Source organism: Methylosinus sp. sav-2, assembly GCF_004366495.1.
Classification (GTDB): Bacteria; Pseudomonadota; Alphaproteobacteria; order Rhizobiales; family Beijerinckiaceae; genus Methylosinus.
Map to the genome: position 1 here is coordinate 1 of NZ_SOEJ01000028.1, position 19,927 is coordinate 19,927.

Annotated in this window: 14 protein-coding genes and 3 pseudogenes; 9 read left to right on the plus strand and 8 right to left on the minus strand. The window is 62.5% G+C overall.

The features are described from left to right. Positions 1-551: glutathione S-transferase C-terminal domain-containing protein (locus tag EDE12_RS21160; protein WP_208326073.1), on the plus strand; the 551-nt coding region annotated here is incomplete at its 5' end. 699 nt (positions 552-1,250) lie between these two features. Here EDE12_RS21160 and EDE12_RS21170 read toward each other — a convergent pair. Continuing rightward, entirely contained in the window at positions 1,251-1,649 is a 399-nt protein-coding gene (locus tag EDE12_RS21170; RefSeq protein ID WP_280949445.1) for a transposase family protein, read from the minus strand. A 125-nt stretch (positions 1,650-1,774) separates the two neighbouring features. On the opposite strand from EDE12_RS21170, the pseudogene EDE12_RS21175 reads away from it, so the two are divergent. Continuing rightward, positions 1,775-2,209 (plus strand): annotated as a pseudogene (locus EDE12_RS21175) (transposase); the annotation flags it as partial. Positions 2,210-2,396: 187 nt separating this feature from the next. Then, positions 2,397-4,469, plus strand: coding sequence for an EAL domain-containing protein (locus EDE12_RS21180; RefSeq protein ID WP_245275735.1), 2,073 nt, complete (start codon positions 2,397-2,399; stop codon positions 4,467-4,469). 267 nt (positions 4,470-4,736) lie between these two features. On the opposite strand, the gene EDE12_RS21185 is transcribed toward EDE12_RS21180, so the two are convergent. Then, a complete protein-coding gene (locus EDE12_RS21185) occupies positions 4,737-5,756 on the minus strand; it encodes an ABC transporter substrate-binding protein (protein WP_026598311.1) in 1,020 nt (339 codons plus the stop codon). Positions 5,757-5,935: 179 nt separating this feature from the next. On the opposite strand from EDE12_RS21185, the gene EDE12_RS21190 reads away from it, so the two are divergent. The 4 genes and pseudogenes from EDE12_RS21190 to EDE12_RS22415 form a co-directional block, all read left to right on the plus strand. Beyond that, positions 5,936-8,269, plus strand: coding sequence for a hypothetical protein (locus EDE12_RS21190; protein ID WP_245275734.1), 2,334 nt, complete (start codon positions 5,936-5,938; stop codon positions 8,267-8,269). Further along, positions 8,266-9,009, plus strand: a complete 744-nt coding sequence (locus tag EDE12_RS21195) for an ABC transporter permease subunit (RefSeq protein WP_024882148.1) — start codon at positions 8,266-8,268, stop codon at positions 9,007-9,009. Before EDE12_RS21190 ends, EDE12_RS21195 begins: the two co-directional genes overlap by 4 nt. Further along, complete coding sequence (locus EDE12_RS21200; protein ID WP_026598309.1) at positions 8,997-9,758, plus strand: ABC transporter ATP-binding protein; 762 nt, start codon at positions 8,997-8,999, stop codon at positions 9,756-9,758. The genes EDE12_RS21195 and EDE12_RS21200 overlap by 13 nt, the downstream gene beginning before the upstream one ends. A gap of 160 nt (positions 9,759-9,918) precedes the next feature. After that, a pseudogene (locus EDE12_RS22415) lies at positions 9,919-10,113 on the plus strand (IS6 family transposase); the annotation flags it as partial. Between the two features lie 379 nt (positions 10,114-10,492). Here EDE12_RS22415 and EDE12_RS21210 read toward each other — a convergent pair. The 5 genes and pseudogenes from EDE12_RS21210 to EDE12_RS21225 all read right to left on the minus strand — a co-directional run bounded on the left by EDE12_RS21210 (position 10,493) and on the right by EDE12_RS21225 (position 16,354). Continuing rightward, on the minus strand, positions 10,493-11,899 hold the full coding sequence (locus EDE12_RS21210; RefSeq protein WP_026598308.1) for an ABC transporter ATP-binding protein: 1,407 nt from the start codon (positions 11,897-11,899) through the stop codon (positions 10,493-10,495). Beyond that, complete coding sequence (locus EDE12_RS22560) at positions 11,899-12,459, minus strand: FtsX-like permease family protein (protein WP_348630689.1); 561 nt, start codon at positions 12,457-12,459, stop codon at positions 11,899-11,901. Before EDE12_RS22560 ends, EDE12_RS21210 begins: the two co-directional genes overlap by 1 nt. A 195-nt stretch (positions 12,460-12,654) precedes the next feature. Then, a pseudogene (locus EDE12_RS22565) lies at positions 12,655-13,188 on the minus strand (ABC transporter permease); the annotation flags it as partial. A 23-nt stretch (positions 13,189-13,211) separates the two neighbouring features. After that, positions 13,212-14,801, minus strand: coding sequence for a hypothetical protein (locus EDE12_RS21220; RefSeq protein ID WP_245267491.1), 1,590 nt, complete (start codon positions 14,799-14,801; stop codon positions 13,212-13,214). 692 nt (positions 14,802-15,493) lie between these two features. Further along, entirely contained in the window at positions 15,494-16,354 is an 861-nt protein-coding gene (locus EDE12_RS21225) for a LysR substrate-binding domain-containing protein (RefSeq protein WP_024882153.1), read from the minus strand. A gap of 189 nt (positions 16,355-16,543) precedes the next feature. Here EDE12_RS21225 and EDE12_RS21230 point away from each other — a divergent pair, with 189 nt between their 5' ends. After that, the gene (locus tag EDE12_RS21230; RefSeq protein ID WP_026598305.1) at positions 16,544-18,061 is read left to right on the plus strand and encodes an MFS transporter; all 1,518 of its coding nucleotides are present in this window, start codon (positions 16,544-16,546) and stop codon (positions 18,059-18,061) included. Positions 18,062-18,100: 39 nt separating this feature from the next. Here the strand turns inward: EDE12_RS21230 and EDE12_RS21235 are convergent, their stop codons facing one another. Then, on the minus strand, positions 18,101-18,979 hold the full coding sequence (locus EDE12_RS21235) for a LysR family transcriptional regulator (RefSeq protein WP_036290593.1): 879 nt from the start codon (positions 18,977-18,979) through the stop codon (positions 18,101-18,103). Positions 18,980-19,080: 101 nt separating this feature from the next. Here EDE12_RS21235 and gstA point away from each other — a divergent pair, with 101 nt between their 5' ends. Then, positions 19,081-19,698 carry a glutathione transferase GstA gene (gstA, locus tag EDE12_RS21240; protein ID WP_024882156.1) on the plus strand — a complete coding sequence of 206 codons (618 nt, stop codon included), beginning with the start codon at positions 19,081-19,083 and terminating at the stop codon, positions 19,696-19,698. The last annotated feature ends 229 nt before the right edge of the window (positions 19,699-19,927 follow it).

The window sequence follows — 19,927 nt, forward strand, 5'->3', positions numbered from 1 at the left end:
CAGAGATTCTGCGGATGTTCAACAGCGCCTTCGATCGCATAGGCGCGGCGGAAGGCGACTATTATCCCGCCGAGCTGCGCAGCGAGATCGACGCCGTCAACGAGCGCGTTTACGCCGGCCTCAACAACGGCGTCTACCGCGCCGGCTTCGCCGCGACGCAGGAAGCCTATGAGGCCGCCGTCGCGGATGTCTTCGAGACGCTGGACTGGCTCGAGCAGCGCCTCGAGACCCGCAGCTTCCTGGTCGGCGAACAATTGACCGGAGCCGATATCCGGCTGTTTACGACACTGGTGCGATTCGATGTGGTCTATTACGGTCACTTCAAGTGCAATTTGCGGGCGCTCGTCGATTATCCCGCTCTCTGGCGCTACACGAGGGCGCTCTACCAGCACCCGGCAATCCGCCCGACCGTCGATTTCGGTCACATCAAGGGTCATTACTACGGCAGCCATCCCTGGCTGAATCCGAGTGGGGTTGTTCCAATCGGCCCACGACGCGATTTCGATGCTCCGGTCGAGCCTCGCCATCATCATCAGGAAGTAGTCTCGTAACCGGCCTCGACGCCTCTCTCTCCAACGTTTCGAGATACTCCGTTCGCTCGGTTCGTCGCGCGATCATAAAATCGGAAGTCGGCTCTTCGCCCACCGTGCGGGATCTGGCTTGAACAAACACCCGGTTTTGCCCCCGCGGAGCGCAAAAATTCAACGGTTTAGAACGCCAATCAACGTCGAATCCCATCGGCGATTCATACATGCCAACCATCACACATGACTCCTGATGATGGCCATCCCTTCACACTTTCATATAACAGCCCAAGCCCTGTATCGCCTTCGTCCAGTCAACTCGCGAACGCGACGTTCGCGCCAATAGTTCGTCGATCTCGTCGAATTCCCCTGTCGAGGATCGCTCCACGGTCTCGAGCTCATGCTCCGCCGCGTCTGGGCGCGCGACCCGGCCGCGGTCGCCTCGAGGAGAATACCGTGTGGTCGCGACACGCCACGCAGACTAGCAAGTCCCTCGATCGTCAGCGGCCAACCCGGTTCGCGATCGGCGATGCGGCGCACGAGCAGAACGGCATGAGCCCGCACGAGCCGGTATGTCGGAGTATGCGCGTCCGTCCCGGCGTCATGAAGGATGAGATCCTCGAGCGGAACGAATTCGCCCGCGCGCCACAGAGCGGCTGTCGCGTTGCCTTTAACTCCGCGAATCCTGCGTTAGGAGCAACTGAATTGCCTTTAACGGGGTCATCCTCACTTTCCGTGCTGCCGACTTGCTGGGGCGGCCGGTCTCAGGATCGTGTCGTCACTCGTTGGAAGGCCGAGGCGCTTCATCAACCGTTCGGCCGGCCGGCCGCGGACGCCGTGTCCGAACAGCCGGATGAGCTCGACGACCCTCTCGGTCTGACGCGCGTAAGGCCTCGCAATATCGGATAGCTGCTCTGAGAATGTTTGGCGGTCACACTCGTCGTTCAGGCAGCGCCAACGGCTCGTATGGAGCTTTACGGTGACCAAAGATCCTTGGACCGGCAAATCCAGAAGGCTCCGGATATATCGGCTATGCCGGCGCGTCGACCGCATGTTGCAGCCAGGACATGCGCCGACTTCCGAAAAAGTGGGTCCTCGCGACCAATATGCAGCGCGTTCTCGCACGATTGGGACTCACGAAACGTGGCGCACGGTCGTCATCTTCTGTGCTCGCGCCAAAGCTCGCGAAAACGGAGCCAACGACAACAGGGGACGTCCTTGCCGAAACGCCAGCGACGCCTCGTGCTGTTGATCCCGCGACCGGGTGGCTGATCTCCCCGATTGTCGCGGCGGCGCTCCGCATGAAGCCGCGTGGTCAGCTGACGCCGGCTCAGACAACGAAGGCGGCAGCTCTGAAAGACGCTTCACCGGACTTCGTGATTATGCGCGGACTTGCCATGCGCTTTCGCGGCATTCTTCGCAGCAAGAACGTCAAGGGGCTCGAAACTTGGCTGAACGACGCGCAGCGCTGCGGCCTATTCGCAATCCAGCGTTTCGTCCGCACGTTGCGACGCGACATCGAAACCGTCAAGAATGGAGTGACAGAAACCTGGAGCAACGGACAAACAGAGGGACAAATCAATCGGCTGAAAACTCTCAAGCGCTCGATGTATGGCCGCGCAGGCGCCGAACTCCTGCGCGCGCGGATGTCGCCGCTTTCGTCAATCGCCGAGCACGGAAAGTGAGGATGACCCAATTCTTGTCATCGCCGCGCAGCGAAGAGCCTCCGAGCGGCGATAGTAGTTTATCGCCTACAACTATAGATATACTCTAGCGCCGTCGTCGTGTGACGGAGTTGTTGTTTCCATGAAAGATAAGTAACGTGTGCTCGACGAGCGCCTTTCGATTCCGCCACGAGGATTCGCCGGACAAATGACGGTTTTGGAAGGGGGCGGTCGAATTGGCGGAGGACGAATGACGTACGAAGAGCGGGCGCAGGTCGCCGATCCCAGAGCGCTCGATCCGGCGGTCCTGAGCGAACAGGTTCGGGTCCTTTATGGAAGCACGGCGGTATTGCCCGTCAATCTGCTCAATGCCGTCCTCACCGCCTGGGTAGCGCAGAGTTTGTATCCGAGATGGGTTTTGCTTCTCTGGGTGGGTTCGCTGACCGTCATCGTCTCCTTGCGGCTCTACAATTCATGGCTCTACAAGAGCGAGCCGCAGCCGGACGACGCCGCGCGCCGCTGGGCGCTGCGCTTCACTGCCGGGGCTACGGCGACGGGTTGCCTATGGGGGCTGTCCGCATCAATCCTCCTGCTCACCGACGATCCATCTTTTCACGTCTTCATCGCCTTCGTGCTGGGCGGCATGATCGCGGGCTCCGTGACGATCGACGCAGCGTTTCTGCCGGCTATGCTCGGCTTTGGGGCGCCGACGGCCATGCCGGCCATTTTGGCTTTTTTCGCCCGGCCGGAGCCGACGTCCGGCACGATGGGCCTCATGTCCGCGGCTTTTGTCATGGCGCTTCTGCTATTGGGCGTGCGCGCCAATCGTTGGATAGTATCGTTGGCGCGACGCGAGCTGGCGCAGGCCGCGCTCGCCGCCGACCTCGAAAAGCAGATCGAGGTTCGTGAAAAGGCCGAGCAGGAAATGGCGCGCGCGATGCGCACCGATCTCCTATCGGGCCTGCCCAATCGCGAGACCTTCAAGGAATGGGTGACGGAAGCGTTTCGTGGAGGCGAAAAAGACGGCGCGTCATTCGCTGTTCTGTATCTCGATCTGGATCGCTTCAAGGAAGTGAACGAGACGCTCGGTCATTCGTTCGGAGACGAGTTGCTACGGGCCGCCGCGGAGCGAATCGGCCAGGCTATACGTAATACAGCCTCGATCGCGCGCATCGGCGGAGACGAATTCGGGATTTTCATGAAGGACGCCGCGCGGCGAGAGGCGGTCGATGAGGTCGCGGAAAAAATAATCCGTTCTGTGGCGGCGCCGTTCACGATAATGGGAAAGCAAGTCCACGTCTCAGTGAGCATCGGTGTTTCGATATTCGGAGCGACTATCGTCGCGCCAGAAGAATTGCTGAGGCGCGCCGATCTCGCGCTCTATGAAGCAAAGTCTGCGGGATATAATCAGCGCCGCTTCTATTCGGAGGCGCACGACCGCGCTGTGCGTGAGCGCGTGACCCTGTTCGAGGAGCTCAACTCGGCGCTCGAAAGGGAGGAGTTCGAACTCCATTATCAGCCGGAGGTCGAGTGGCCGTCCGGACGGATCATCGGCGTTGAGGCGCTGCTCAGATGGAATCATCCCAGTCGCGGGCTGCTGGGACCGGGAGCTTTCATACCGCTCGCCGAACGGACGGGCCTCATCACGCCGATCGGCGCATGGGCGCTCGCGAATGTTTGTCGCCAGGCCCGACTCTGGCGCGATCTCGGAATCTGTCCGCCGATCGTCGGCGTCAATGTCTCGGCCGCCCAGCTCTTCACTGCGTCGCGATTTGAGTCCGATCTCGCACGTGAGCTCGACATGTGTGATCTCGATCCGAGCTCGATCGAGATCGAGCTGACAGAATCGGTTCTCATGCAATCCTCCCGCGGAGAGACGACGGCAATCGATCGAATTCGCGCCTTGGGCGTTCGCATCGCGATCGACGATTTCGGCACCGGGTACTCTTCGCTCGAATATCTGCTCACCTATCGCGTGAACCGAATCAAGATCGCACAGCAATTTGTGCGCGGACTGCCGCACGATCCGGGCAGCGCGACCATCGTTCGCGCCACGATCGGCCTCGTGCAAGAGTTCGGATGTGAAATGCTCGCCGAGGGCGTCGAAACCGTCGGGCAACTGGATTTCCTGGTTCAGGCGGGATGTCAGAGCGTTCAAGGTTTCTACTTCAGTCGTCCTGTGCCTGCCGAGGAGGCTACGCAACTGTTGCGACGAGGCGTTATCGCTCCCGAAGATCGAGCGTCGAATCACGCCGAAATGGTTCTGGTACAAACGGCATGAGCGGGACATAATCCTTCGGAGGGAGCTCGCTACCTGATCCTCAGGAATTGCCAGTTCCCTTCGTGCGGCCATCCCCAAAATTTGCTCCCCAAGGCCAGAAGTAACGCGGTCGCCGGAATGGGCTTCGATCCGGCCACGTTTTGAAGAGGCGCAACGGCTGGCCGCCGCGGACGGCGTCGAAGGTGTCATCGATATCGAGCGTGATGTGCGCCGAATCGATGCGCTGGCGCGGAAACAGAGTCCGATCGTTCGCGATGGGACTTCGGCTCACTTCTTCGAGGATTTCTCGCTCGTCTCGTCGAAGAAGCTCGAATCGAAGAGGCCGTCGACGCTCGGCGCCTTGTCCGCCACGCCCAGCTTCACCTGATAGGCGAGAAGCGCTTTGGTCGATTCTATGATCGATTTCGGATCGACCACGAAATGAACGGCTGGCGAGGATAGCGATTTTCGAATGGTCGCGCCGTCGACGATGCCCTTGGACAGCGCCGCTTCGACATGGGGCGCGGCGCGATCGGGATTTTTCTGCAGTTCCTCCACAGCGCGGACGAGCCCGTCGACCAGCGCTTGCGTCTGCTGCGGGTGCTTCTCGAGAAAATCCTTCGAGACCGCCGCCACCGTGCCCGGTTGACCCGGAAACAGCGCCGAGCCTCCGGCGATCAGCGCGATCTCTGGATTGGCCTTCTGCACGATCGTCAGCGTCGGCTCGCGGACCGTCGCGGCCTCCACGGCGTTCGCGAGCAGCGCTTGTTGCGTCGCGTCTATGCCGATGGAGATGATCTCGACGTCCGAGGGATCGGTATGCGTCGCCTCGCGGAGCCAATATTGGAGATTGGCCGCCGGCACCGAGCCGGGCGGCTGGGTGGCGATTCTGGCCGGGCGGCCATTGGCGGCGCGGAATGCCTTGAAAGCCGCCGCCGGCGCGACGCCTTTTTTGAAGAACGTTTTGAGCTTGGGGCCGCCGACGAGCACATTCTCATCGACGGCGAGGGCCGCCACGACGCGCAGGTCGATTCCTTTCGCTCGTCCCGCGGCGGCAGGCGCGACGCCTCCGATATAAATGTCGATGCCGCCGCTCGCCGCCGCCTGAACGATATTGGGGCCGCTCTCGAAGACCTTGGTCTGCAGATCGAGTCCGCTCTCGCGGAGCCAGCCTTCCTTCTCCGCCACGAACAGGGGGGCCGCGCCGATGACGGGGATGACCCCGACGCGCGCGGTCACCGTTTCGGCCGCGGTGCAACTGGCATGGAAGGCGATGGCGATGGCCATCGCGACGAGCTTCTTCGACACTGATTTTCCTCCGTCTCGAATTGTGACGGCGTGAGTTTGCGTCAGTATGATGATTTAGTCTATGGTTGATATAGAACAGAAGGAGCGCCGGATTGTCTGATGAGAAGGATCGGGCGCGGACCCAGCCATCGGGATCGCGACCCTCGGCGCCGGTCGCGCCGGAAGGGCTCAATGAGAAGATGAAGCGAGCACCGTTCGCCGGCCGGCTCGCTTGCAGTTTCGATGAAGCGGCGGAGGCCGGATCCTGGCGGGAAATCCTTCTGGACTATGAAGTGGGCGCGAGCGGCGTCGCCGATGGCGCGACCTTCAAGGTCACGTTCAAATTTTATTCGGACTGGGCGCTGTTTCAGACCGTCGATCCGAAAGGCGCCGATTATCTCAGCGTCGAATATCAGGCCGGCCCGCTGGCGCCCGGACAATCGCCGGCGAGCGTGCAGCATCTTTCGGTCCGCTTCGATCAAAAAGGACATGAGCGGCCTTATCAGAAGGCCGTGATCGTCGATGTGATCGACGGCTATCTCAACATGGGCGACCATATCGTCATCCGACTGGGCGATCGCCGGGCCGGCGGACCCGGCACGCGGGTCCAGACCTTCGTCGATGATGATTTTCGCTTTCGCGCCTATGTCGACCCGCTCGGCACGTCGCGTTATGTCGCCGTGCCGGGCGACGTCTCGCTGCGCATCGTCGCCGGCGCGCCGGCGCGGTTGTCGTTGGTCGGCCCGCGTTTCGCGCGTCCGGGCGCTCGCGCGGCATTCCGGCTCTCGGCGCTCGATCGCTGGGGGAATATCGTCAGCGATTTTCCCGGCCGCATTCGTCTTTCGATTCTCGCGGGCGCCGACACGATCGCCTCCCGCGCGCTCGTCTTTCCAGAAAAGGGCTGGGCGAGCGTCGCAATAGAGGATGTTCCGACCGATCGCGGAGATGTGACGCTGGCCGCCGAGCCGGAGGCGCACGCGATTCCCACGGCTCGGGCCTATCTCTCGGTCTTCGCGGACGCGCCGGCGCCGCGCAGCTTCTACGCCGATCTGCATGTTCATGCACATGACACGGTCGGCACCAACAGCCCCTCCTATAACGCCGCCTTCGCGCGCGAGGTCGGCGGCGTCGACGTGTTCGGCTACACGGCCAATGATTTTCAGATCACCGACGCCAATTGGCATGACGGCGTCGCCGCCGTGAACGCGCTCGACGCGCCCGGGCGCTTCGTGACCTATCCGGTGCAGGAATGGTGTGGAAGCTCGACGGCGGGAGGCGATCACAAGGTGATCTTCCTCGGCGAGGACGAGCCAGATTTTCCGTATGACGCGCAAGGGCGGCACAATCGCACCCTGTCCTGGAATGAGGACATGAAGTCTCCGAAGGTCGAGCTCGGCCGCTGGCCGGTGAACGAGCTGTGGGACGCTTATGGCCATTCGCCGGAGACCCATCTCGTCGTGCCGCATGTCGGCGGGCGGCGCTATATCGCCGATTGGCACCACCCCGAGCTCGAGCGGCTCGTCGAGATCGCTTCGGCCTGGGGGCATTTCCCCTGGCTCTATCAGGACGTGATCGCCCGCGGCTATCGGCTCGGAGTCTGCGCGAACAGCGACGAGCATCGCGGCCGGCCGGGCGGCGGCGCGCCCGGCGTACAAGTGTTCGGCGTGCGCGGCGGGCTGACCGGCGTTTTCGCCGAAAGCCTCGACCGCGTCACGATCGGCCGCGCCTTGCGCGCGCGTCATAGTTTCGCGACGACCGGCGAACATCTCGCGCTCATCGTCCGGTGCGGCGATCGCCTCCAAGGCGACGCCTTCGAGCATCAAGGGCCGGCCGAGATCGACTATCGCTTCCTCGGCGACGCCGGCTTCGACGAGATCGCCGCCTTCGACCATGAGGGGCTGCTCTGGCGCCGAAATCTCCATGCCGAGCTGGGCTTCTCGCGCAAGCGTGTGCGGCTGCGCTGGGGCGGCGCGCGAATAAAGGATCGCTATCGCTGGGCGAGCTGGAACGGCCGTCTGCGCGTGCAGGGCGCCGTCGTGCGCGGCTTCGCGAGCGTCGGCTTCGAGCATGACGAGGAGAGCGCCTGGCGCTCCGGGGCGACAGACATCGCTTTTCGCTCGGAGACCTATGGCGACTCCGACGCGCTGGAGCTCGAACTCGATGAGCTTTCCGCCGCGCGCTTTCTCGTCGAGGGAACGATCGGCGGCTTCGTGAAGGTCGGCGATCCCCGCTTTCCGGCGCCTTTCGTTCATGCGCCGGAGTTTCGCTTCGAGGCGACGGGCCGGGAGTTGCTCGAGAAGGGCGAACTGCGATGGGAACTCGGCGGGGCCGAGCTGTTCCTTGCTTTCGAGCGTCTCGCCGACGCGCCGCTTCCACGCGACATCGCGGGACGCTTCACGCTCGACCCGCGCAACGGCCCGTTCGGATTCCGCCCGATCTATCTGTTCGGCCGTCAGCGCGACGACGCGAAAGTGTGGTCGTCGGCGCTATTCATCGCCTTCGGCGACGCGCCGAACGCAGGAGAGGCGAAGTGAGACGGCGCCTCGCCTCCGTGCTGGGCCTCGCGCTATTCCTCGGCGCCTGGGAGCTGGTTCCGCTGTTCACGCCGGGAGCGCGCGCGCTTCTGCCCGTGCCCAGCCAATTGCCCGGCGCCTTCTGGCGCGAGCTGCAGAATGGCGTCTGGCTCGCCTGCGTCGGCGCGAGCCTCTCGCATTATCTCGCTGGGCTGCTCGTCGGCGTGACGCTCGGCGTCGCGGCGGGCGTGGCGGCCGGCGCGCATCCGCCGCTCGAATGGGCGACGGCATGGATTACGCGCATTCTTCGTCCCATCCCCGGACTCGCCTGGATTCCTTTCGCCATTCTCTGGTTCGGCGTCGAGGAGAAGGCGGCGATGTTCATCATCGCCGTCGGCGTGTTCTGGATCGTCTATTTCTCGGCTCATGGCGCCATTCGCAATGTCGATCGCGATCTCATCGAGGTGGCGGCCGCATTCGGCTTCAGAACCAGCTGGGAAAAGCTGGTGAAGGTGCAGTTTCCGGCGAGCCTGCCCGGCATTCTCGTCGGCGTGCGCACCTCGCTCGGCCAGGCCTGGATGGCCGTGGTCGCGGCCGAATTGTTCGGGGTCGCCGGCCTCGGGCAGCGCATGAATCAGGCCTCCAGCCTGCTCGCCACCGATATCGTCGTCGTCTACATGCTGACCATGGCGGCGCTCTATGGCCTGATCGACATGGCCTTCATCTTCGCGCAATCGAGGCTTCTCACATGGAAGGCGTAACGCCGCCGCCGTCGCCGCCGCTCATCGAGATCGAGGAGCTGGCGCTCGGCTATGAGCACGACGGCGCTCATGTCGCTGTGCTGGAACGGCTCGATCTTTCCATCGCGCGTGGGGAATTCATCGCGATTCTCGGCGCCTCTGGCGTTGGCAAATCGACCTTGCTGCGCGTTCTCATCGGCCTCGCGGCGCCTTCGGCCGGCGTGCTGCGTTTCGACTCGCGATCCGATTGCGCGATGGCGCTGGTGTTCCAGGATGCGCGTTTGCTTCCCTGGCGGCGCGTCGAGGCCAATGTGGCGCTCGGCCTCGAGAAGACGAAGCTCTCCAAAGAGGAACGCCGCGTCCGCGCGGTGGAAGCATTGCGCGGCGTCGGTCTCGAGGGTTTTGGCGAGCGCTTTCCGCATCAGCTCTCCGGCGGACAGAGGCAGCGCGTCGCCCTGGCGCGCGCGCTCGCGGTGCGGCCGGACGTGCTGCTGATGGACGAGCCTTTCTCCGCGCTCGACACGCCGACGCGGCAACGCTTGCAGGATGATCTGCTCATGCTCTGGCGTGAGACCGGCAAGACGATCCTCTTCGTGACGCACGACATCGACGAAGCCGTCTATCTCGCCGAGCGCGTGATAGCGCTCGGCGGCAAGCCGGGCGAGGTTCGCGCCTCCGTCGCAATCGACGTCGCGCGTCCGCGACGACGCGCCGATCCGCACCTTCGCGACATCGCTTCGCTCGTCGAGTCGAAGCTGCGCAGCGATTGACGGTTGTGTCGCAAATTTTATCTGCGGAGGTGACGCAGGCGTGTGAGAGTGACGCGGCTCACGCTGCGAGGGCATAGAACGGCTGCGCTGGGTTCTGGTGCAAACGGCGTGAGCGGGACATAATCCGTGAGAGCGGAACCGGACGCTGGGGTAATGGTTGATGCTGAGTGCGGACGAACTTTTCAAAGGCCGCCATTTCGACCGCGAGATCATCGTTCTGTGCGTGCGCTGATATCTGCGATACAAGCTCAGCTTTCGCGATCTCATGGAAATAATGGCCGAACGCGGCTTGTCTTTGGCTCACACGACCATCATGCGCTGGGTTCAGCGTTACGTTCCCGAATTCGATAAGCGGTGGAACCGCTTCGCGCGCCGGGTCGGCGGATCGTGGGCCGCGATCGTCATCGCTGGCGTCCAACTCGTGCATCGCATCAGGAAGGGTCAATTTGCGCTGAGCAAAATTTGGAGTGGTTGGGACAACCGCGCCCGAAATATGGCGTGCGGCGCTCGCGGCCTAATCCCAACGAATGTCGGCCCCCATCGCACGGCGAGCGGCAAAAAATTGCACCGCAACCCTTCGGCGAAGCCTATTCTCTCTTCGGCCTCGCCATGGCAGGACTATGACGCCCTTTTCATTGAGCAGCTCGACCTGCTGCTGAAGCTCCGCGACGAGATCCATGTCACATGGAAAGGACACTTCCGGCCGCCGCTGACGGGCCAGGGCGTTACCGCGCTCAATGCGGCGGCATCCAGATCCACAAGGGCGGAGCGCCTGGAAAGCGAACGTCGCGGAGAATTGTCTCATCCGCGACATCCTTCGGCTTGAGATAGACGAAATAATTATCGCTTCGTTGAAACAGCTCGTCCTTCGGCGTGCTTTCCGGGCTGACGAGCATGTCGTTGGTGAAGCGGACATGCATGTAATGCGGCAATAGCTCGGTGAACGTCTCGACGCGCGTTTCCAGCATGAAACGATAGAGCTGCCGGCCCGTTACCTTCAAAACCGCTGCCGTCGCATCGGCGACCGGCGAGAGCGTCGTCTCCTGCCATCCCGTTCCCACCTGAATGAACGCGCGCACGCTCGGCGACATGACATAGATCGGCGGCTCCCGCTTTATGTTCTCCAGATAGACCGTCACTTCATAGCGATCGCCGCCGAGGCTGGCGATCGAGGCGATATCGCTTCTCAAGGTCGACGTCGCCAATTCTTCGAGCGCCGCGAGACGCGTGCGGTGCGCCTCGATCTCGAATTGCTGATATCGCGCAATGCCTGCATTCGAGAGGAGAGCGACTCCGAAGAATAGGGCGGCGACGAGGCCTCCGCGTCCAACCATCCTCCAGAGATTTGCGCCGAGACGTTGCAAGGCCCGCGCGCCTTCGAAGACCGCGGTCGCCGGCGGCTCGTGTTTCGCTGGCGCAGGCAGAATGATCGGGCGAATAGGACGTGGAGCCTCCGCGCCCCGTGCATCGATGGGCGCAAGAACGCCCTGCCGCATTTCCAGGGTGCGGTCCGCCAGCGCCGCGAGATCCCGATTGTGCGTGACCATTACCATGCCGAAGCCTTCTTCGGCCCTGAGCGCCTCGAGCAGCGCGATGATCTCCTCTTCCGTCTCTTCGTCGAGATCACTCGTCGGCTCATCCGCGAGAAGCAGTCGCGGCGCGTTGACGAGCGCGCGCGCTATGGCGACGCGCCGCTGCTCGCCGCCGGACATTTGACAGGGAAAAGCGGAGGCGCGTCGCGCCAAGCCGACACGCGTCAGCAAATCATGCGCCCGCGCGTAAATCTCTTCCGGCGCGCTTTCGCCGCCGAGCAAAGCCGGAAGCGCGACATTATCGACTGCGCGAAGATTAGAGAGCATGCTCGAGAATTGGAAGATGAAGCCGATCTCTTTGCGGCGAATGTCTGCGAGCCTCTTCTCAGAAAGCTCCCAAACGCGCTCCCCGGCGATGGCTATGTCGCCGCTCGTCGGCTTCGTAAGCGCGCCGATCATAGCGAGCAAGGTCGACTTTCCAGATCCCGACCGACCAACGATCGAAATGAGCTCACCCGCCCGAACCATTAGATCAACGTCCGATACGGCGTCTATGCATCGGTCGCCATCCTGGTAGGATTTGTTCAGATGAGTGGCGCGGAGAATCATTAGGCGCCGTCCATTTGGATCATCTGCGCGGGCTCGAGGCGTATCGCCCGTCGTCCTGGGAAAAGCGCGCCGACGACGCCCAGCGCGAGCCCGAAGACAAGGCAGACAACGCCGGCTACGACGATGAATTCGTCCGGAGGTCCATCGAGAGGAACGCCGAGCGACTCGAAATAAAAGCCCATCGATCGCGCGGCGAAGAAAATCAGCAAGGCCCCGAAGGCGACGCCCGCGACGCCGCCTGCTCCCGTGATGAGAACGGATTCGAGTAGCGTGATGGCGATGATTTGGCCCGGACGCGCGCCCATGGCGCGCAACATTCCGATTTCGCGGTAGCGCTCTTGCACGATCGCCGAGAAGAGCAGTGTGACGACAAAGAGCAGCGCCAAGATCAGTAGCGCGGCGAAGGCGCCGACGCCCCAAAGCAGGCTGCCGAGCGACTGCCGAGCAGTCGTGAAAATCGGATTGCCGGAAACGACCTTGATCCCGGGAATTTGTCCGATCGCAAAGCGCGCCTGCTCCAGCGACGCTCCCGCAGAGAGCTGTAGCAGATAGGCGGACATTTTGTCCGGCGCGAGATCGGGAAGGCATGTGGCTGGAGACGCCGAGTGATGAGCGTGAAGGGGCTCGCGATGATGAAGCTCTTCGGCGTCGGGAGCTCGCGCGACCGCGGCTCGGGGCGCAGCTGCGATCAGCCCATCCAATCCGGCAAAAGTCAAAAAATAGGACTCGTCGACAGGCCCGACGCCTGTGTGGCGCAATCTGCCGACGACGGTAAGCGTTCGGCCACAGATCGAAATCGTTTCGCCGGGCTTTTGTGGAACACGTTCGCCGACCAGCAATTCTTCGGCGCCGAGCGAGCTCCGGAGGCCCTGTGGAAGCCATGGCTCGATCGTGAAATCGCGGCGCGGATCATAAGCGATGAGGCTGATCGACCTGCCCTCCACGCCGGCGCGCACCAGACGCTGCGGCGCTGCAACGACGACCCCGGGAGCGCGGCGGAGGGCTTCTCCGAGCGATTCGTCGAGCTCCAGCTCTGTTGGCTGAACGGTGAGGAGTGTGCTGGTGAGATTGATCAGCGCACCGTGCGGCACAATGACCAGATCGGCGCCCATGCGGGAGAAGCTCGTTAGAACGCCATTGTGCAGTGACCAGCCGAGCACCGCCCCAGCGAAGCCGACCCCGACCGCGATCATGATCGCGAGACCAAGAAAAAGGCTTCGGAGCAGCCGCCGTCCGACATTTTGCGCGGCAAGCCGAAGCAGCAGATGCACGCTGGATAGAAAGGACATTGCACACTCGCGAACGTCGCTAGTCAGACCGTGGTGCAGCGGCTGTGGATCAGCTCTCGATTGTTGCGTGGAACGATCACGCAATCATGGTGTCCGCCGAAATTCGGAATATAGCCGACCGGCTCCAATGTATCTTGCGTAAAGATGAACGTGCCGCCTTCGAGCCGCTGGAAGCCGCTGAAGATCGCCAGCACATATTTGCCGTCATAGGTGACATGCATCGTTTGCGTGTCGACGCCGACATTTTCGAAGCGCTTGATCGTGGTCCAGCTATTGGTGTCGACGACGACGATGGCGCTTTTCGCCGGCTTCTGGTGCAGCTCGGATACGAACATCTTCGATCCGTCCATCGAATAGGTGATATGGAACGGGCTCGGCGTCGAACCAATCCAATGCGGATCCTTGAAGTCTCCGATACGCTTCCATTTACGTGGGTCGCGATCTTCGCAATCGAACACGCCCATGCTGTTCTGCCGCGTGTTGTTGGTCAGGGTGAACCATTTGCCTTGCGGACCGAAGCCGCACTCATGGCCGGATGTGACAACATGATCGAGCGTGATCTCCCAAATGCCGTCGGCGATCTTCGTCACCGCGATCGCGTCCTTCGTCGTTCCCTCTGGCGAGGAAATGCAGGCGAGAGGCTCCATTGTCGTGCGGTCGAAAACGACGCCGACGGCGAACATGCGTAACGTGACCAGTGACAGCGGATGGATCGGGTGGTGGACGCAATTGTCGGCGCCGGTCAGAGACTTCACACCGTCCCCGGGAAGCTGGCCGGTGTAGGCGAGATATTCGCCCATCGGCACCATTTCCCAATCGAGCTTGTTGCCTTTCGTGCCCCGGCAATCATAGAGACCTGTCTCCGGCGCCTTGACGAGGCGGAAAATACGAATCTTGCCGCCCTTGAACCAATTATCCTCCAGAAGACCGTTGGGTTCGTTGCCGATCCAGTCGAATCGAAATGCATCGATCACCTCGGTCTTGCCGTTTCCGGTGGCGCGCTTGAAGAAAGCGACGACGTCCTTCTGGCCGTCAGATACGGAGAAGCCTGTGGCGTCCGGGAAAATCACCGTATGCACGCCGAGGCCGACGCCCGTGGTTTCGGCGATGTTCTCGAGCAAATTCATCTGCCGGCCGTCGAAGCCGACACGGTAGATCTGATTGCCCTGCCCCCACAACGGATCGAGCATGCCATGTTCGCGAATCTGCGTGGGAATGCCGTAGATCAGCACGTTTTGGCCGCCCTGCGTCGAATTGATGAATTCGAAACCCTTTCGTGGGTCCGCCGAAGGAAAGGCCGCGAGATGATGCGCGATTGGACAGCTGTCGCCATAATTCCAATATTCGATCCACGCCATCGTCTTGCCGCTGGCGAGATCCTGAGCTTGAGCGCCGCCGCCGAGCTTTGTCGGCGTGAGCCACACATAATCCCCCAGGGTGGCGAGGCGTGAAGCATTGGCTTCTGCTGCCGCGGCGGAAGGAACGAGAGGATCGGCGCCTCCCAGGAGTTTAGAAAGAAGTCCAGCCGCATCGGCGGAGCGTGCGCCGAGAATGGTTCCGACAATGCCAGTGGTCGCCGCGCGCAATAGATTGCGACGGTCTATGTGGGCCACATCACCGATCCGCCTCACATGAGGGGCGTTCGAGCCGGAAGAAGCATGAATGCGGGAGCAATCTTCTTCGTCAGCCGACATCGTACCCTCCTTCGCCATATGGTAGAGAAGCGCGCTGCCGCAGCTTTTTGCTCGATTTCGGAATCCGCGGGTGAGACGCGTGTCATGGCTCAGCTCCAGCCAAGGGAGCTGCCGATGATCGCGCATTCAATTCGGGCGGTTAGAGCCGAACATGCTGCCCTCGGGCCAGTCGTCAAGGAGCGTCGCACTTTTTTCGGTTCAAAAGCGCATGACCACATCCGATTATCGAGCGCAGGCTCAGCTTAGGATTCGCGTGGACGAGAAGTGATGTGCGTGGGCTGGTTCTGGGGTGCGAGCAGGCAAACTGCACCCGAAATCTGGAGCGCAGTGCTGACTGCCTGACCTTCATGAAACGCCAGCCCTTCGCGTGGCCATCCGCAAAACTTGCACCGCAACCGCACGTCTAAAGTTCCCTGCTGTCCGACGGCTACGCCGTGATCGAGGAGGCGGAACGATCCATCGCGACCGCCGACGCGGGGCGAGTATTGGACGGGCCTGACCTTCACCGTCGTCGATCAGCTCGCGCCAGAACAGGCCTCAGCAACGTCATGAGGGGGCCGCCGACACTGTCCGACAAACGTCGCCGGCTGCGGGCGTTTGTCCCGCGCCCGCTATCCGGCCATCGCGCGGTGCTCCCGAAAGGCCGCAGCCAATGTGCGAAGCGCGGCACGCGATTTGGGGTCGGTGAGCGTCGAGTGCAGCACGATCTCCGACGAAGGCAGGCGCGGCAGCCTGAGGCGTTCGCCGATTTCGATGGCGCCGGGCGGAGCAAGGCGACAGGAAAAGATGGCCATTGCGAATCCGGCGGAGACGGCCGCCGCCACTGCCGACGAGCCGCCACCGAGGAACACTTCCGTCCAGGCGATGCCAGCCTCGTCGAGGGCGCGGGTCGCAATATCGCGCACGCCACAGGAAGGCGACAAAGCCGCCAATCGCAGAGGTTCGCCCTGCCGATACTCGAAATTCGGCGCGGCGAACCATCCGAAATGTTCGGGGCCGAGGACCTCGCCATCACGCCGGTCGTCTTCGCGACGAATGATACAGGCGTCCAGTTCTCCGCGATCGAAGGCGTCGAGCAGCGTGCGCGAATTCTCCAGGCGGACTTCGATGCGCAGGCCCGGATCATGCGCGTTGAGTTGCGCCAGAAGGGTCGGAAGCTCCGGTCCGGCCACATGTGCGGCGATGCCGAGCCCGAAGCGGCGCGGGGTCGTGGACGCGAGCGCCGACAGCGCGGCTTCGTGCGCGGCAAGAAAGTCGCGAGCCCGGTCGAGAAAGAGGGCGCCATGCGCGGAGAGCCGGACGTGGCGCGGCGTGCGCTCGATCAGCCTTTGGCCAATCCGCTCTTCCAGGCGACGCAGCTTGACGCTGATCGCGCCTTGCGTGGAGCCGAGGGCCTCGGCTGCTCGCGTGAAACTTTGCAGGTCAGCGACGGCCACGAAAGCCTGTACCGACTCGACATCGAGGGATGCCATTTCAATCATCCAGATTTGTTGTCTCTAAAATACTCAGCCATACCATGCTTATATCGTCAAGTTTCGCCTACGATCAGGTTCATCAACAACAGTCGCTCGCAGGACTGCCGTGGCGCCCCGGCCTTAGCCGCTGTGGGTGAACGGCCGCGCGCGGGACGCCGAGCGATCTCGCGCTTGAAAGGCCTAATCATGTCTTTTACTTCCTCGCGGCAAGGCAACCTTGCCTTGGCCGCCATCTGCTTGTCGGCTTTGATGTTCGGCTTCGAAATATCAAGCGTTCCGGCGATCCTGCCGACGCTGGAGAAAGTTCTGCACGCCGACTTCCAGCAGCTCCAGTGGACGATGAATGCCTACACCATCGCCGTGGCGACGGTTCTCATGGCTGCGGGCACACTGGCGGATCGCTTCGGGCGCAAGCGTCTCCTCATCGTCGCCATTGTTGCGTTCGGCGGCACGTCCCTCCTGTGCGGCCTTGCCCCCGACATGACAATCCTCATCGTCGGGCGCGCGCTCCAAGGCGCGAGCGGCGGCGCCATGCTGATTTGTGGGATCGCAGTGCTCTCGCATCAGTTCAGCACGGCGGCCGATCGCGCCCGGGCTTTCGGCTGGTGGGGCATCGTTACTGGGTTTGGCCTCGGCTTCGGCCCGGTGATCGGCGCCGGGATCGCCGCCCTCATGGGCTGGGCCTGGGTGTTTCTGATCCACGGCTTCATCGCAGCGCCGACGGTCGTTCTGGCTTGGAGCGCTGTCCGGGAATCGAAAGACCCGAAGGCTCGGCGGCTGGATCTCGCTGGCGTCGCGACCTTGTCACTGGCCGTCTTTTGCGTCGCTTACGTCATCACCCAGGGCAGCGAACTCGGCCTCACCAGCCCGATCGCGCTGGCGATCGTCGCCACGGCCACCCTCAGCCTCATCGCTTTCGTCATTGTCGAGCAGATCACGCCGCACCCGATGTTCGATTTCTCGGTGTTTCGAATCCGACCCTTTTCCGGAGCGCTGTTCGGCTCGATAGGCATGAATTTTAGCTTCTGGCCGTTCATGATCTATCTGCCGATCTGGTTTCAGGCGGGGCTCGGACTCGATGGGCTGACCGCCGGCTTGGCGCTGCTCACCTACACCCTGCCGACGCTCGTTGTGCCGCCATTCGCCGAACGCCTTTCGCTGCGCCTTGGCTCTGGCGTCGTCATCCCGGCGGGACTGTTCGTGATCGGTCTCGGCTTTTTCATCATGAAGATCGGAGCAGGCGGTGGTTCGCTGGCCTTGGCGACGACATTGGTCGGCGCGTTGCTGGCCGGGATTGGCCTCGGGGCGACCAATACGCCGGTCACCAACACCACGACCGGATCCGTGTCGAGCGACAGAGCCGGCATGGCGTCCGGCATCGACATGAGCGCCCGGATGATCTCGCTCGCCATCAACATCGCGCTGATGGGCTTCGTCTTGCTCGGGGGCGTCCAGACGCGCCTGAGTGCGGCTTCAGGATCGTTCGACGCCACGCAACTCCGGCACGTCGCCGAACAGATCGCGGCCGGAAATGTCTCCGCTCTAGATCAAGCCGCCCTGGGAGCGTCGAAGGTGATCGGTCCTGCCGCACTGGCCGGCGGCTTTGGAGACGTGATGCTCTACGGCGCCATCGGCGTCTGGGTGCTGGCCGCACTCAGCTTCTTCACCTTCGGGAGGAGGAAAGATGTCGATGGCGCGTCATGAGGTTGGAGCCAGACGGCCAGCCCGTCCGAGTGTCTTGCGCTATGCCGAGGTCGGCGTGGTCGAGCGACGTGCCACCTCGACGAACAGGTTTCCGGCCCGGGAGAGCGGTCGCACTTGCGAAGCGACGAGTCCGAACTCGCGATGCAACGGCGAAGCGAGCTTCGAAACCCGGAAGCCGCGGTGCTGTTCCGGCAACGTGGATTCCGGCATGAGGCTGACACCCGCGCCCTCCCGCACCAGGGCAATCGCGCTCGACCAGTCGCGCACCTCGATCTCAACGTTCTGGAGCGTCAATCCAGCCGCGTCGGCAAGCGAGCGGGCGTTCGTATGGCACCCGCCGGTGGCGAGAACGAAGGGCGCGGCTGCCAGTTCGGCCAACGAGACCGAAGTACGTCGTGACAGGGGATGCGCCGCCGGTAGGATCGGAACCCAGGCATCCCGTCCGAGCGGAACGGCATTTCTGGCAGGAGACGGGTTGAGAACGACGCCGAGGTCGATCGATCCCGCCGCGAGCCATGCCTCCACTTCCAGGTCGTCGGTTTCGAGCGGCACGAGGTCGATGCCCGGATGGAGCGTGCGAAAACGCCGAAGCAAGGGCGGAAGGACGGTGGCGAAGACGCTCGGGAACCCCGCCAGACGGACGGCGCCGGTCTCCTCGCCGATCAGAGCCATTGCCTCCCTTTCGATTGCCTCCAGATGCGAAAAGGCTGTTCGCGCATGGTCGAGCGCGCGCTCTCCGAAGGCGGTCAACGCGACGCCCCGTGGCTGGCGGACGAGCAGTTTCACTCCCAGGCTCTCTTCGAGCGCGGCTAAGGCTTGGCTCATCCCCGATTGGGTGACGCCGAGCTTGTCCGCGGCTGCGGTGAAGCTGCCGGCCTCGGCGACGGCGATCAGGCTCTGGAGTTGGGTCAGGTTCATAGTAGGTGAACTTATACCAAGAAAATGTGCCAGTAATTTTTATTATATTACAAGGCCTGCCAATGTGGGCGGCGATCTATCCCCTCCGCGAGGCCCCGACGATGAAGCTCTATTTCGCCCCCGACACCTGTTCGCTCTCGCCGCACATCGTGCTTCAGGAACTCGGACTGCCCTACCAACTCGTCCGCGTGAACAACCGGACGAAACGCACATCCACGGGAGAGGACTTTCTCGCCATCAATCCGAAAGGCTATGTCGCGGCACTCGAACTCGATACCGGCGAGGTTTTGACCGAAGGACCGGCCATCGTTCAGTATTTGGCCGACCTGAAACCGGAGGCGGGATTGGCTCCAGCCGCCGGTACACTGGCGCGGGTTCGGCTCCAGGAATGGCTCAACTTCATCACCAGCGAGGTCCATGCCGGATCGAGCCCGCTGTTCAATCGAGCCTTGCCGGAGGAGGCGCTGGTGATCTTCCGGGACCGGCTGTTCCGGCGCCTCGACTTCATCGAGGTGAACCTCGCACCTCGGGATTATCTGGTGGGCGACGGCTTCACGGTCGCCGACGCCTATCTCTTCACCGTGCTCGGCTGGATGAAGGGGTTTTCGATCGATCTCGACCGTTGGCCGGCGATTGCGCTCTACATGCAGCGGATCGACGCGCGGGCGTCCGTCCGCGCTGCTTTGGCAAGGGAGGCAGAGATTCCTCCGGTCGAATGACGCGCAAGTTCGGCTTCGACCCGTTGATAGGAAGCCAATCGGCTGACGCGACGCGCAACAGAGAAGCTTGAGGGAGCGTCATCGCGTCGTTACTTTCCCGGCGCGGTGTCGAGCCGATTCACAGGCAAACTCTCAGAGTCGGTCCGCGAACTTCATGCTTGATTACAAAGCCTTCTGAGCATCAGGCGGATGGAGGCGAGGTGAAGAAACGCCAATGCCTTACGGTTGA

Coding starts and splice junctions, on each gene's coding strand:
- EDE12_RS21180 (WP_245275735.1), top strand. CDS start 2,397: ATGACGGTTTTGGAAGGGGGCGGTCGAATTGGCGGAGGACGAATGACG.
- EDE12_RS21190 (WP_245275734.1), top strand. CDS start 5,936: ATGAAGCGAGCACCGTTCGCCGGCCGGCTCGCTTGCAGTTTCGATGAA.
- EDE12_RS21200 (WP_026598309.1), top strand. CDS start 8,997: ATGGAAGGCGTAACGCCGCCGCCGTCGCCGCCGCTCATCGAGATCGAG.
- EDE12_RS21210 (WP_026598308.1), bottom strand. CDS start 11,899: ATGATTCTCCGCGCCACTCATCTGAACAAATCCTACCAGGATGGCGAC.
- EDE12_RS22560 (WP_348630689.1), bottom strand. CDS start 12,459: ATGTCCGCCTATCTGCTACAGCTCTCTGCGGGAGCGTCGCTGGAGCAG.
- EDE12_RS21225 (WP_024882153.1), bottom strand. CDS start 16,354: ATGGCATCCCTCGATGTCGAGTCGGTACAGGCTTTCGTGGCCGTCGCT.
- EDE12_RS21230 (WP_026598305.1), top strand. CDS start 16,544: ATGTCTTTTACTTCCTCGCGGCAAGGCAACCTTGCCTTGGCCGCCATC.
- EDE12_RS21235 (WP_036290593.1), bottom strand. CDS start 18,979: ATGAACCTGACCCAACTCCAGAGCCTGATCGCCGTCGCCGAGGCCGGC.
- gstA (WP_024882156.1), top strand. CDS start 19,081: ATGAAGCTCTATTTCGCCCCCGACACCTGTTCGCTCTCGCCGCACATC.